The 13,290-nt window shown below is 59.0% G+C and carries 11 protein-coding genes and 2 pseudogenes; 7 read left to right on the top strand and 6 right to left on the bottom strand.

All coding sequences use genetic code 11. The annotated features are described in order from the left end of the window. Nucleotides 1–147 precede the first annotated feature (147 nt). A complete protein-coding gene (locus ACN0TA_RS18585; RefSeq protein ID WP_417585739.1) occupies nucleotides 148–522 on the bottom strand; it encodes a hypothetical protein in 375 nt (124 codons plus the stop codon). 161 nt (nucleotides 523–683) lie between these two features. On the opposite strand from ACN0TA_RS18585, the pseudogene ACN0TA_RS18580 reads away from it, so the two are divergent. The 5 genes and pseudogenes from ACN0TA_RS18580 to ACN0TA_RS18560 form a co-directional block, all read left to right on the top strand. Continuing rightward, nucleotides 684–842: pseudogene (locus ACN0TA_RS18580) on the top strand (DUF305 domain-containing protein); the annotation flags it as partial. A 120-nt stretch (nucleotides 843–962) separates the two neighbouring features. Beyond that, nucleotides 963–1,469 (top strand): annotated as a pseudogene (locus ACN0TA_RS18575) (helix-turn-helix domain-containing protein); the annotation flags it as partial. A gap of 253 nt (nucleotides 1,470–1,722) precedes the next feature. Continuing rightward, on the top strand, nucleotides 1,723–3,132 hold the full coding sequence (gene tcuA / locus ACN0TA_RS18570; protein WP_417585737.1) for an FAD-dependent tricarballylate dehydrogenase TcuA: 1,410 nt from the start codon (nucleotides 1,723–1,725) through the stop codon (nucleotides 3,130–3,132). Further along, nucleotides 3,122–4,240, top strand: coding sequence for a tricarballylate utilization 4Fe-4S protein TcuB (tcuB, locus tag ACN0TA_RS18565; RefSeq protein ID WP_417585735.1), 1,119 nt, complete (start codon nucleotides 3,122–3,124; stop codon nucleotides 4,238–4,240). The genes tcuA and tcuB overlap by 11 nt, the downstream gene beginning before the upstream one ends. Before the next feature lie 83 nt (nucleotides 4,241–4,323). Beyond that, complete coding sequence (locus tag ACN0TA_RS18560) at nucleotides 4,324–4,998, top strand: GntR family transcriptional regulator (protein ID WP_417585733.1); 675 nt, start codon at nucleotides 4,324–4,326, stop codon at nucleotides 4,996–4,998. A 14-nt stretch (nucleotides 4,999–5,012) separates the two neighbouring features. Here ACN0TA_RS18560 and ACN0TA_RS18555 read toward each other — a convergent pair whose 3' ends face one another. From ACN0TA_RS18555 to ACN0TA_RS18535, 5 genes are all read right to left on the bottom strand, one after another. Then, nucleotides 5,013–6,482 (bottom strand): MFS transporter, encoded by a 1,470-nt coding sequence (locus ACN0TA_RS18555; RefSeq protein ID WP_417585731.1) that lies wholly within the window; start codon nucleotides 6,480–6,482, stop codon nucleotides 5,013–5,015. 7 nt (nucleotides 6,483–6,489) lie between these two features. After that, nucleotides 6,490–7,311 (bottom strand): nitroreductase family protein, encoded by an 822-nt coding sequence (locus ACN0TA_RS18550; RefSeq protein ID WP_417585729.1) that lies wholly within the window; start codon nucleotides 7,309–7,311, stop codon nucleotides 6,490–6,492. A gap of 16 nt (nucleotides 7,312–7,327) precedes the next feature. Next, the gene (locus tag ACN0TA_RS18545) at nucleotides 7,328–8,848 is read right to left on the bottom strand and encodes a tripartite tricarboxylate transporter permease (RefSeq protein ID WP_417585727.1); all 1,521 of its coding nucleotides are present in this window, start codon (nucleotides 8,846–8,848) and stop codon (nucleotides 7,328–7,330) included. Further along, entirely contained in the window at nucleotides 8,848–9,303 is a 456-nt protein-coding gene (locus ACN0TA_RS18540) for a tripartite tricarboxylate transporter TctB family protein (protein ID WP_417585725.1), read from the bottom strand. The genes ACN0TA_RS18545 and ACN0TA_RS18540 overlap by 1 nt, the downstream gene beginning before the upstream one ends. A 68-nt stretch (nucleotides 9,304–9,371) precedes the next feature. After that, nucleotides 9,372–10,331, bottom strand: coding sequence for a Bug family tripartite tricarboxylate transporter substrate binding protein (locus ACN0TA_RS18535; RefSeq protein ID WP_417585723.1), 960 nt, complete (start codon nucleotides 10,329–10,331; stop codon nucleotides 9,372–9,374). Between the two features lie 165 nt (nucleotides 10,332–10,496). Between ACN0TA_RS18535 and ACN0TA_RS18530 the strand changes: the two genes are divergently transcribed. Then, nucleotides 10,497–12,110, top strand: coding sequence for an AMP-binding protein (locus ACN0TA_RS18530; RefSeq protein WP_417585721.1), 1,614 nt, complete (start codon nucleotides 10,497–10,499; stop codon nucleotides 12,108–12,110). Further along, nucleotides 12,107–12,874, top strand: coding sequence for a citryl-CoA lyase (locus tag ACN0TA_RS18525; protein ID WP_417585719.1), 768 nt, complete (start codon nucleotides 12,107–12,109; stop codon nucleotides 12,872–12,874). Before ACN0TA_RS18530 ends, ACN0TA_RS18525 begins: the two co-directional genes overlap by 4 nt. Nucleotides 12,875–13,290 lie beyond the last annotated feature (416 nt).

Raw genomic sequence — 13,290 nt, 5'->3', positions numbered from 1 at the left:
GCGGAGGTTGTGCACTGTTCGGGCAATTGGAAGTCGGCCTCCTGCGCGAGAGCGGGGACGGAAAGCGCAGTGGCTGCGAGGGCTGCCATGAAGACTGTATTTGTAAAGTTCATCGGAATTCTCCTGTCAAATCTGGTTTATAGTCAATCAGATCAGCAGGATACGTGGAGGAGGAACGGCAACATCGGGCGAGCCGCCGAACACGTCTGTCCCAATGGTGTTGACTGTCGTGTCGCCTGAACCCGAAAACAAGGTGCCATGGGTTTCGGTCGCCAAGCCGGGATGGCAGTGCGTCATCACGCAACAATCGACGCCGCAGGGCTGACAGGGGTATTGGGCGCTGGCCATGTCGCCAGGGTCGGAATCGCGATGGGCTTGACCGTGCGTCTCCTCGATCCCATCGCCATGCATTTGGGGATGATGCTCCAGGGCACCCACGCCAACCGAAAGCAAAGCCAGAGAGACCGCCATTGCAAGCAGTGCGCCAATCATCACCTGTGCTGTCCGGCCGACAAGTTTCAACTAACGACCTCCCTGGCCTGCGTCAGGATCGGAACTCTCATTGAACCGAACAATTCCCTAAAGTATGGCGGTTTCGAGGACGAGGACTCATCCGTTGGGGTTGATTGATCGGACTGACCTGCCAGACAGCAGACCGAACCTGCCGGAAGAAAGGATCGAAAATGGGCAAATACCTGCGCTTTGCCGCAATGATCGCAACGTCCACGATAATCATGTTTGGGCTCATGTATCTCAACACATATGCCTTCGAACACGTTTATTGGAGCGAGACTCGGGCCTATATGGCGATGATCATGGGCGCGACGATGGCCATCGTGATGAGAACGGCGGTGGAAAACTAGACCACGGTAGCGGCGGGATAGTCCTGCTGCGGGCGGCGTAAAAGTCGTCCACTTTTTCCCTTTTCTGCGTGGCGCAGGGAGGGCATAGGGATCTACACCGTGGAATTATATCTGAAGGTTCGCGTGGCTTGCGACGGGGGCATGAGCCAGCGCGAGGCAGCAAGGCATTTCGGCATCTCGCGCGACACGGTTCGCAAGATGATGGCGTATTCGGTTCCGCCGGGCTATCGGCGGCAGGCTCCGGTTCGGCGTCCGAAGCTGGACGCGTTCATCGCGGTCATCGATCGGTGGCTTGATGCGGACCGTGCGGTCCCGCGCAAGCAGCGCCATACGGCCAAGCGGGTGTTCGACCGGCTGCGCGACGAGCACGGGTTTGCCGGCGGCTACACGATCATCAAGGACTATATGCGCAAGCGGGATCGGCGCGGCCAGGAGATGTTCGTGCCGCTGGCGCACCCAGCGGGGCACGCACAGGCCGACTTCGGGGAGGCTGTCGTTGTCATCGGCGGCGTTGAGCAGAAGGCGCACTTCTTCGTGCTCGATCTGCCGCACAGCGATGCCTGCTATGTGCGCGCCTATCCTGCGGCGGTGGCCGAAGCGACCGTCGGCTGCTATTGCAGCCTTTCGGTATGCGGCGGCCGTCATGATCCTCGTCAGACGCATCCCCGGCATGGACGCTTTTTCCCAGCGCCTGGTATCTGAAGCAATTCGGTTCGCGGGCTTATCGAACTGCTTCTCGCAGATCGCCTTTGCGGCTTGTCACAATGATCATCGTAATGTATGCGAATGTATACAGAGCCTGACCTCGCGGAAGCGGGGTTATGAGGTTCATATTGGGAATTGATCGAGACGAGTGCTGATGGCGTTAGCAACCACCCAGGACCTGCAGCAGACCGATTGGGACGTGGTGATAGTGGGCGGTGGGAATGCGGCACTTTGCGCCGCTATCGAGGCAGTTGAGGCGGGCGCCCGCGTCCTGGTTCTTGAGGGCGCTCCAAAGCCTTATCGCGGAGGCAATTCGCGACACACGCGCAATTTTCGCTGCATGCACTCCGGCCCCTTGTCGGTTCTGACCGGTACATACGGCGAAGACGAGTATTTTGACGATCTTTTGCTGGTCACAAAGGGCAAGACCGACGAGACATTGGCGCGAATGGCCATCCGGGCCTCTGAGGAATGCCTTCCCTGGATGGAAAAGCACGGGGTTGTCTTCCAAAATTCCCTGTCCGGCACGCTTTCGCTTTCGCGCACCAACGCCTTCTTTCTTGGTGGCGGCAAGGCTCTGGTCAACGCCTACTACAACACAGCCACCGACCTGGGCGTGACCGTCGCTTACGAGGCCAATGTCAGCCACATCATCATTGGCGACAATCGGTTCCAAGGCGTGCGGGCAACGATAGGCGGTGAGGAGCTGGAGATCACCGGTAAGGCCGTCATCCTGGCCTCAGGAGGGTTCCAGGCGAACACGGAATGGCTGGCACAAGCCTGGGGTCCCGCGGCACGCAATTTTCTTGTCCGCGGCACCCCCTATAATCGCGGTGAGGTATTGCGCGACATGCTCGACACGGGCGCACAAAGCGTTGGCGATCCCACCCAATGCCACGCCGTGGCCATCGACGGTCGGGCCCCCAAGTTTGACGGTGGCATCGTCACCCGGCTCGATTGTGTTCCGTTTTCGGTGGTCGTCAACAAGGATGGCCATCGCTTTTACGATGAAGGCGAGGATGTCTGGCCAAAGCGGTATGCCATCTGGGGGCGACTGGTGGCGGCCCAGCCAGACCAGGTCGGCTTTGCGATCATTGATGCCAAAAGTCTCGATCTGTTCATGCCGTCGGTGTTTCCGCCCATTTCGGCAAACACAGTGGGCGAGCTCGCTCAAAAGCTGGACCTGCCACCGTGCGCTGTGGAGACAACGATTTCGGAGTTTAACGCCGCGTGCCGGGATGGCGCGTTCCATCCGACCGAATTGGACGGGCTGGCAACTGAGGGTGCTGACCCTCCAAAATCGAACTGGGCCCGTCCGATCGATACCCCGCCATTCTATGGGTATTCGCTCCGCCCTGGCGTCACTTTCACCTATCTCGGGCTCAAGGTGAGCACCTCGGCTCAGGTCAGCGGCACTGACGGGCTCTATGACAATATTTGGGCAGCGGGGGAAATCATGGCGGGCTCGATATTGGGGCAGGGGTATCTGGCCGGGTTTGGTATGACCATTGGAACCGTCTTCGGACGGATTGCAGGCAGGGAGGCCGCAGCGCATGTCAATTGATGTCTTGGGTCCACTGATGGACGGGCGCTCTGCGGATGAAGCAAATTGCTCGGCGGTTGAAGAAGCGCGGCGGCAGCTCGAGATCTGCAATGCCTGTCGCTATTGCGAAGGCTATTGCTCGGTCTTTCCGGCGATGACGCTGCACCGGGCGTTTTCCGATGGTGAAGTCACCCAGCTTGCAAACCTGTGTCACAATTGCCGGGGTTGCTACTATGCCTGCCAGTACACCGAGCCGCACGAGTTCGCCGTCAACCTGCCCCGCGCTCTGGCAGAAGTGCGCGTGGAGAGCTGGGAAAGGTTTATCTGGCCCAGCGGATTTGCACGGCTTTTTCAGACAAGTGGGGTCGCATTGGCTGGTGCCCTTTGTGCTGGGATAGCCGTGATGATCATGTTGGCCTATGCCATCCGGCCAAACAGCGGGGAGGGCTTTTATGCGGTTATTTCCCATACCGTCATGGCCACTCTCTTCACCGTGAGCTCCTTTTTGCCGCTGATCATCATCGCAGCAGGGCTCTGGTCGTATTGGCGCACAGTTGGGGGGGAGCGCGTGAGGCTTGCCCATTTGCGCGAGGCGTTCATAGACGCTGGACGGCTGAAAAATCTCAAAGGTGGCGCGGCCGACGGATGCAACTACGAGGCCCAGGACCGCTTCACCAAAGCCCGCCGCTGGGCGCACCAGGCAGTCATGTGGGGGTTCGTGCTCTGTTTTGCGGCCACGACTTCGGGCACCATCATGCACTATGGATTTGGTTGGGAGGCGCCTTATGGGCCACTGACAGCACCCAAGCTCTTTGGCGTTCCTGGCGGGATCTTGATGACACTGGGCGGAGGCGCACTGATCGGGCTTAAATTGCAAGCAGAAAAATCGCTTGGAGCACCTGCAGTATGGGGCGGAGAAATGGCCTTTGTGCTGCTGCTCACCATGACGGCGGTGACGGGGCTGGCTTTATACTGGGCGACGGGTACGGCCGCTGTTCCCGCACTGCTCGTTGCGCATCTGGGTGCCGTTTTGGCGCTTTTCCTGACTTTGCCGTACACAAAGATGGTGCACGTACCGTTTCGATTGGCCGCTTTGGTGCGGGATGCGCAGACAAAAGGCACGCGCTGATGGGGTGTAATGACACGGGCGGACTTAACTGAGCGAATTTGGATGTGTAGGTTTGGCCAAACCGCTCGAGGAACGCCAAACTTATGACCAAACCCGACGTCCCGCAACTGAGCCGAGGGCAAAGCGCCTACCAGTCCATCCTCAAGGCCATCCGCGACGGCGTTTTCCGCCCCGGCGATCGCCTTCGGGAGGAAGACGTTGCCCAACGCATCGGGGTGAGCCGAACGCCGGTCCGTGAGGCTCTGGGCCGATTGCTGGAGAAGGGGTTGATCGAGACGGGGACGGGTCGCGGTCTTGCGGTCAGCACGCTGTCCATGCCGCAGGTCTTTGAACTCTACGCCATGCGTCAAGAGCTTGAGGGTCTTGTTGCCCGCTTTGCGGCTCATCATGCGACCGATGTCGAAATCGAAAATTTCGAGCGCCTGAACGATCAATTTCGGACTGCCCAAAGCCCCGAGCTTGCCAAAGAACTCAACCGTATCTTGCACGCCCGCCTCTATGATGCCTGTCGGAACAGGTATCTGCGTCAGGCGGTCGACGAATTACAGGAAACGATCATTTTGCTCCCGGACACAACCTTTGTGTCGACCGGCCGCATCGAGGCAGCGTCAGATGAGCACGCCCGCATCATCGGGGCCATCCGGGCACGCGACGCGGACGCGGCACAAAACGCTGGCATCGATCATATTGCCCGAGCGCTAACGGTTCGGTTGCAGATTGCAAAGGATAACCGACCCGCAGCCACTGACGATGCTTAAAGGCACTGATCCGGCTAAGGCTCCAGACGGCGACGCGGGTTGGTCCATGCAATCAGGCTCCCGACGCCAGCGAGTGCTGCGATTGCGAGGAACACTTTTGCCAGATAGGGCTCGATGATAGGGGCTGCACCGGCGGCGCCTGACTGTCTTGCGGCCTCATCAAATGCCTGATGCAGCACGAGGGTTGGTTCGCCAATTCCGGCCAGTGAGATGCTCGCGATCAGTAACAGGCCGATAATAGATGCTCCGATTGCCGCCCCGACAGATCGTGCCAACTGGATAGCGCCAGCAACGGCGCCAAGCTCATTTGGCTCGGCTTCAAGAAGAGAAATGGTGTGCGCCGAACCCATCACGGTACCCAGCCACAGCGAGTTCCATCCCAACATTGCAAGTATGATCAGGTTGGTCCAGGACGGTGCGAAGACGGCGAAAAGCGACATGTTGAGGAAAACGATCATCAACCCCAGTGCTGGTACCGGCCCGAGCCAACCGCTGCGGGAGATAAAAAGCCCCGCAAGGGTCGAGCCAATCCCGATGCCGATGGTCATGGGCAGCATGGCCAGACCGACTGATGCAGGTGACATGCCCCTTAGAACGCTCAGATAGAGCGGGATGAAGGTCAGGAGCGACACAAAGGTCGCGCCGTGACACAGGGTCGTCAAACAGATTCGCCAGATGGCCGGCTTAACGAGGCTCGCCATGGGCAGAATGGGGGCCGGCACCCGTCGTTGGCGGCGGATGAGCAGGATGATCATGATGACGCCCAGGATAAGCGCTCCGATCGCTGAGGGCATCGCGAATGCCTGCGCGTCTGCGACAAGGGAAAACGCGGTGAGCAGCGTCACGATGGCGAGCGAGAGGTAGACCATGCCGATCCAATCGAACCGCCCATGGTTTTGTCTTTTTGAGGTGTCTTGGAGCCGCCAACCAATCAGCACCCCCAAAAGCTGGAAGGGGATGAGTACAAAAAAGACCCAAGACCAGCCAAACGCCTGAACCAGAAGGCCGCCAAGACCGGGGCCGGTGGTGGCCGCAACCATTCCCAGCCCGGCAACAAAGCCCTGGTACTGGGCGCGCTGTCTTGCCGGGACGGCCTGTCCGAGCAGGGCCTGGGACAGCGTCATCATGCCTCCACCGGCCAATCCCTGGAAAACGCGACCCAGAATGAGGATTTCAAAGCTGTGCGCAAAGCCGGCGATGGTGGCGCCAGTCATCGAAAGGCCAAGGGACCATAGCAAGAGCGCCTTGCGTCCCATCCGGTCGCCCAGGGCCCCAGCGATGGGTGCGGCAATGGCGGCACAGACGAGATAGGCTGACACGACGAGGGCGATCTGGTCGACAGCGCCAAAGTGGGCTGCGATATTGGGCAGGGCCGTGGCGACGATCGACTGGTCGATCATTGCCAGCAAGACCGGCAACGCGATCGTTGGAAAAATCTTGAAAAAGGCCGCGCGGCCAGCTGTGGCGTCGGACGGAACGTTCACAACGCTCTCACTTGAGTGCAAATCCCAGTCGGTTGAGAATGCTGCGCAGTTGATCACGACCAGACAACCGTTCGGGGCCGGCCACCCGCTTGGCAGAGTGCAGGGACCAGGGATCTCGGTCCATTTTTTGGCTGGTGTAAAATGCGTCCATCAGCGTGTCATAGGCCTTGATTGCGGCGCCCGCGGCATGACGGTTATAGGTCTCTTTAAAGAGCACTGAGGATTGGGGGAGGCGGGGCTTGACCGTCGCGGGCCTGGCGGGATCCGGATAGCCCACGCACATGCCAAATACGGCAAAAACGCCCGATGGGAGCTTGAGCGCCTCAGCCACCTCGACGGGTCGGTTGCGCATGCCACCGATATAGACGATGCCCAGGCCCAGGGACTCGGCGGCTATGGCCGCGTTCTGGGCTGCGAGCGCAGCATCAATGCATCCCACCGTATAGAGTTCGAGATAGTCGAGCCCTTTTGCCTCGATACCGCGCGATGCGGCTGCATCGCGCAGGCGCGAGAGGTCCGCCAGCCACACCAGATGAAGCGGAGCCTCGCGTATGTGCGCTTGATCGTTGGCGTAGGAGGCGAGGGTGGCTTTGCGTTGCGGATCGCTTACCGCGACCACACTCCAGGTTTGCAGGTTCGACGATGATGAACTTGATTGTGCCGCTGCGATCATGGTCTGGAGCGCATGAGCGGGCAGCGGGTCGGGGGTATAGGCGCGCACGGAACGGTGCGCGAGGAGCGCTTCAACGATCGGGTTTTCAACGATTTCTGAAGGTGCATCTTCGCCATACCGGGCGGTGAGAGCGTCCTGTAAGTCGGTCAAAGCCATCCGCAAAGGTCTCGTTTTATGTTTGAGTATCGGCAATCTGGCGATCCTGCGTCATCTCGACCCGAGCGCGGCGCCTCGCCCACAATGTCCAGACGCCATAGATGACGATGATGGCAATGAAGGCATAGCTCATCGGTCTTAAGACAATGGGCGCGAAATCGCCCCGGGAGAGCAGCAAGGCGCGCCGCAGGTTTTCTTCAACCATGGGGCCGAGAATAAAGCCCATGAGCAGGGGGGCGGGTTGGAACCCCAGCCGTCGCATTTGGTAGCCGATCAACCCGAAGGCTGCGACGCCGAGGACGTCAAAGCTGTTGTACCCGATCGAGTAGGCGCCCACGCAGATCAGCCCCACGATCAGGGGATAGAGATAGCGATAGGGTACGTTGAGCAAGCGCACCCAGATCCCCACGAGCGGGATATTGAGGACGAGCAGCAGGATGTTGCCGATCCAAAAGCTTGCGATCAGCCCCCAGAAAAGGTCCGGGTTGCGTTCAACAATCGAGGGCCCAGGCGTGATCCCGTGGATCATCAGGGCGCCCAGGATGATGGCCATTGCCGGGGTGCCGGGTATGCCCAGGGTGAGGGTGGGGATAAAGGCGGTTTGCACGGCCGAATTGTTCGAAGCTTCGGGTGAGGCGATCCCCTCAATGGCTCCGGTGCCGAACGTTTCGGGATGTTTTGAGATGCGCTTTTCGATGGCGTAGCTCACAAAGGCCGCGATCGAGGGGCCGGTTGCCGGGAGCGGCCCAAATATGCCGCCAATGCCAGCGCCACGCGCCATTGGGAACAATGATCGGCGCGCTTCAGACCGGCTTGGCAGCATCGAGCGCAGCGAAACCTTTTGCTTATAGGCTTTGGTTTGTGTCCGGACCGAGGTGATGATCTCGGCAATGCCGAACAGCCCCATAGCCAGAACAACCACGCTGATGCCGTCGTAAAGGTCTGCGAGACCGAAGGTGAAGCGCGGCATGCCGCTGTTCACATCGAGCCCGACGCAGCCCAACAACAGGCCAAGGATGGCCATTGAAACGCCCTTGACTGCAGATCCAGGGGCAACGGTTGCGGCAGCCAGAAGACCAAATAGCATAAGGATCAGATAGTCGGCGGGCCGCATCATCAAGGCAATGTCGACAACGACGGGGGAGAGAAAGGTCAGCATCAAAATGCCGAACGTTCCACCAACGAATGAGGCGATCGTGGTGGTCATGAGTGCCACCCCGGCCTTGCCTTTTTGGGCCATGGGGTAGCCATCGAGGCAGGTTACGGCATTGGACGGCGTTCCGGGCAGGTTGAGCAGGATCGAGGCCGTCGAGCCCCCATATTCGGCTCCGTAATAGACCCCGGCCAGCATAATGATCGCCGTGGTGGGATCGAGATAATAGGTGATGGGGAGCAGCATTGCGATTGCTGCCAGGGAACCCACGCCCGGTAGCACGCCGATCATCGTGCCCAGAAAGACACCGACGAAGCAATAGATCAGGTTCTCGACAGAAAGGGCGGTTTGAAACCCGAAGGCGAGGTCAGCGAGCAGTTCCACTAGAGGGGACTCCTGAAAGCCGGAATGGGAAGCGAGAGCCCATAGACAAAGATCAACGTACACAGCGCTCCCGCGCACAATCCCAATACGATGACACCAGGCCAGGAAAAGTCCTTGTTTCCAGTCGCGGCCGTTATCACGGCAAGGGCGGTTGTCGGGAAAAGACCAATATGGCGAATAGCAAGCGCAAAAAGCACCACTCCGCCAACAACGGCAAGAAACGGTCGTAGGTCTCCAAGACTGCTGGGTTCAGCGTCCGCGTCGGGTTGTAAGAGAATAACGAATGCAAGTCCGGCCAACGCCACCGAGAGCACAATGGGGAAAAAGCCCGGCCCCATGGCATTGATGGTGCCGATATCCAGTCGCCCGACCGTCAGTCCGCCAAAGACTAGGGCAACGGCCAGAAGGGAGATGAAACTTTCAATACGCTTGCGCGAAAAAGACCAGTTTTTCACGGCCGTCTCCAGAACCCGATGATAAAGGGCCATCGCGCTGGCAACAGGCGCGATGGCTGACAATGAACCTAAAGGCCGGCCGCATCGATGATGCGGCTCCACTTGGTCGCCTCATTGTCGATGAATTGGGAGAACTCTGTTGGATTGGTGACGGTGGTATCTCCGTCCAGCACCTCGTAGCGCTCCTGAACTTCGGGATCGGTCATGACTTCGGCCAAGGCGGCCTGGAAGGTCTCGATGTGTTCGTCAGGCGTTCCGTCAGGAGCAACGATGCCCCACCAGACGAGGGCTTCGTACCCATCGCCAGCTTCTTCCGAGATTGCCGGAAGGTCCGGATAGCTCTCGATGCGGTCGGCACTTGAGACGGCCAGAAGCCTTACGCGGCCCGATTCCACGTGCGGGACCGACTGGGAAAGCCCGGTAAAGAACATATCGATGGTGCCCGCAGCGAGATCGGCGATGGCTGGACCGGCACCATTATAGGGAACGTGCTGCATCTCGATGCCGGTTTGGTCGAGAAAGAGCAAGCTGGCCAGGTGCGATGTGGACCCTTGCCCCGAGGAGCCGTAGTTGAGCGTGCCGGGGTTCTCTTGCGCGTAGCTGATCAGTTCGGAAACCGTTTCCGCTTCCAGATCGTCGCGCACCGCAAGACCCATCGGGTAGGTGACGAAAAGCCCCACGGGTTTGAAATCTTCTGCCGCGTCGTAGGGTGTTTCATTCATGTAGCGGTTGGTGACGAAATTGGGATTGACCACGAGATAGGTGTATCCATCGGCCTCGGCGCTGGCGACATATTCAGTCCCAACGATCGTGCTGCCACCGGGGCGGTTTTCCACAACGATCGGCTGACCCAATGCTTCGGACATTTTATCGGACCAGGCTCGGGTGACAAAGTCACCGCCGCCACCGGCGGCGAAGGGGACGACGACATGGATTGGCTGGCTGGGATAATCCTGGGCCAGCGCACCGCCGGCCGATGAACCCACCACCAGCGCAAGGGCTGAGACAGCATATTTGAAATTGATCATGGAATTCTCCTCCTGTTCCTCCCGTTTTTGCGCAATCCGTGCTTTTGCCCATCGGGTTCAAGCAAAGCAAGCGCATTCAGGGACCATTGCATGCTTTGCATACATTTGTGTACAATAAAAATGCTACAGGAGATTTGTCAACACTAAGGGAGTTTGGCTTTGGAGATGATTGAGCCGCTTAAGGTGATCGAGGCCTATGGGGACGTGCGGCTGACCTTGCCGGATATGCTCAAGGCGCGAGTAGACCGTCACGCAGACAAGATCCTGTTGCGATTTGGCACCCGGGAATGGAGCTACGCCGAGTTTGATCGCCAGACCGACGCTTTGGCAGCCGCCTTTGCAGCACGCGGGGTTGCCCGCGGGGACAGGGTCGCCGTAGTGGGACGCAACCATCCTGCTCATATGTTGACGCTGTTTGCGCTCGCCAAACTCGGTGGCCTCATGGTTCCGATCAATCCAGAGTTCGGGGTTTCCGAGCTGGCTTATATTCTTGGTCATGCTCAGGTGACGGGTGTAATTTTACCCGACACGCTCGAGGCCCGTGTCGGGTCTGCCTGCAAAGAGGCTGGCATCGAGCCGTTCTTTTTGTTCACCGGAAGCAGCGAACCCGGTCTGAGTTTTGAGGAAGCGCTCGAGAACCACGAGGATTATACACCCCCAGGGCCGGTCTCTTCACAAGATCCATGCTTGATCATTTACACCTCGGGGACCACCGGCCGTCCCAAGGGGGTGGTCCATTCGCACGAAAACTTCCTGCGGTGCGGGCAGATCAACATAGCGCGCCTGAGATTGCAGCCTGACGATGTGGTCATGATTGTCCTGCCATTTTTCCACGTGAACGCGTTGTTTTATTCCGCTGCGGGCGCTTTTTGTGCGGGCGCCACGATTTTCGCTGTCGAGCGGTTTTCGGCATCATCTTTCTGGCGACAAGCCGCAGATGCGGGCGCAACGACAGTCAACATCATCGAGGCTATCGGCAACATCCTTCTTGCCCGGGATCGCAGCGAGTTTCGGCCCGATAATGTGATCAGAGCGATCTATGGCGTTCGACCCCGCTATGAAAGCGCGTTTCGCGAGGCTTTCAACATTCCCCAGATCGTGTCGGGTTACGGGCTTACCGAAATTCCTGGCGTGACGTGCGGCAGTCTCGACGCGCCCAACAAAGAGCATTCGATGGGCAGGGTGCTGGAGCATCCGGACCCCGAAATGGAGTGGGCGCGGTGTCGCATTATCGATGATGAGGGCAGGGACGTCGCCGAGGGGCAAGAGGGTGAACTGCTGATCAAGTCTCCCGCCATGATGCTGCACTATTTCAGGGATCCTGAGGCCACACGCAAGGCGGTGACAGATGGGTGGTTTGCAACCGGTGATATCGTGCGCCGGGACGCTGATGGCGAATATTTCTTCGTCTCACGCAAGAAGGACATCATAAGGCGGCGCGGCGAGAACATTTCCGGTGCCGAGCTCGACATTGTCATTGGCGCCCACCCGGACGTGCTTGAAGCGGCCGCAATTGCCGTACCATCGGAATTGGGAGAGGACGATATCTTGGTGGTGGTGGTCCCCCATGAGGGCAAACAGTTGAGTGCAACAGACATTGCCCAATGGTGCGCCGATCGGCTCGCGCCCATGAAGATTCCGCGCTTTGTCGCCTTTGCAACAAAGCTGCCGCACACGGCCACCCACAAGATCGCCAAGGCTGTGCTGCGCGCTGACCCCGACCTGCGCGCCCGTGCGCAGGAAATCGATATAACAACGCTCAAGAGGGCATCGGCATGACGAAACAAAAGACCCTTCGCTCCAATATAGCGCGCAGTACGCCCAGCTCGGTTACGATCAAGGGCTACGATCTGTGCTCGGACTTGCTGGGTGTCGCATCCTTGGGCGACATGGCGTATCTGGGCATGATGGATCGACTGCCCGACGCCCGTGAGTCGATCATGGTCAACGCCATGATGGTGGCACTGGTCGAGCACGGAATTACGCCGAGCGCGATTGCGACGAGGATGACCTACGCCGGAGCACCTGAAGCCATGCAGGCAGCGATTGGCGCCGGGCTTTCAGGGTTGGGCAGCAACTATGTCGGCAGCATGGAAAACGCTGCTCGCCTGCTTCAGGAGCACCTCAATCGGGAGACCAATCCACAAGCGACCGCGGAACGCATCGTGTCGGCCTGCCGCAGTGACAACAGGCAGGTTCCTGGAATTGGCCACAGCTTGCACAAGCCGGTCGACCCACGAGCCGTACGGTTGATCGAGATTGCACGCGATCAGGGCTTTGTGGGTCGATATGTCGAAACGATGGAAGAGGTAGCTCATCACGCAGGCAGAGTTCTCGGCAAGTCCCTGCCCATGAATGCAACGGGCGCCATTGCCGCCATCGCTTCGGAAATGGGGGTGCCCTGGAAATTGGTTCGCGGACTGGGCGTGGCCGCAAGAGCTGTTGGTCTCTTGGCCCACATCAAGGAAGAGATCGAAAACCCGATCGCCCTGACGATCAAGAAGCGTGTTCAGACAGAAGCTGAGGGTGGCGAGTTCGAATAGCGCATCGCATGTGGGGCTGACAGAGTGTCGTTTGTCTCAGCCGTACCTACCTAGTGAATGCGGCAGTCCGGGGTCTCCGGACTGCCAGCTTGAAACGCAATAGACCCGTTAAAAGCGCACCCGGAGACCTACGGACGCGCCATAGGCTTTGTAGGTATCAGAGCCAATGCCATCGTAGAAAACGGAACCCTCAAAGTTGGCGCCATCAACCAGTTGGAGATCAAATCCACTTTCCAGCTTTGCACGCAGCCCAGTCTCACCCAGCCCACTCGCTCCAGAGATGGATGTTGCGGTATTTTCCTGAGCAAAGGTCCATATCTGTTGATTGCCGTTGAGAACTGATGGAGTGGATGCCCCCTCCCGACGGCATCGCAATGTGCCAAAGTGATGTTTGCAACGTCACTTGAAGGAGAGAG

The sequence above is a fragment of the Pelagibacterium sp. genome (assembly GCF_048264985.1).
Lineage (GTDB): Bacteria > Pseudomonadota > Alphaproteobacteria > Rhizobiales > Devosiaceae > Pelagibacterium.
Note: the sequence above shows the minus strand (reverse complement) of the source record. Positions and strands in the feature narration are given on the sequence as shown.

Excerpts from the sequence above, each read along its gene's own strand:
- tcuA (WP_417585737.1), top strand. The coding sequence starts at position 1,723 with ATGGCGTTAGCAACCACCCAGGACCTGCAGCAGACCGATTGGGACGTG.
- tcuB (WP_417585735.1), top strand. The coding sequence starts at position 3,122 with ATGTCAATTGATGTCTTGGGTCCACTGATGGACGGGCGCTCTGCGGAT.
- ACN0TA_RS18560 (WP_417585733.1), top strand. The coding sequence starts at position 4,324 with ATGACCAAACCCGACGTCCCGCAACTGAGCCGAGGGCAAAGCGCCTAC.
- ACN0TA_RS18550 (WP_417585729.1), bottom strand. The coding sequence starts at position 7,311 with ATGGCTTTGACCGACTTACAGGACGCTCTCACCGCCCGGTATGGCGAA.
- ACN0TA_RS18535 (WP_417585723.1), bottom strand. The coding sequence starts at position 10,331 with ATGATCAATTTCAAATATGCTGTCTCAGCCCTTGCGCTGGTGGTGGGT.
- ACN0TA_RS18530 (WP_417585721.1), top strand. The coding sequence starts at position 10,497 with ATGATTGAGCCGCTTAAGGTGATCGAGGCCTATGGGGACGTGCGGCTG.
- ACN0TA_RS18525 (WP_417585719.1), top strand. The coding sequence starts at position 12,107 with ATGACGAAACAAAAGACCCTTCGCTCCAATATAGCGCGCAGTACGCCC.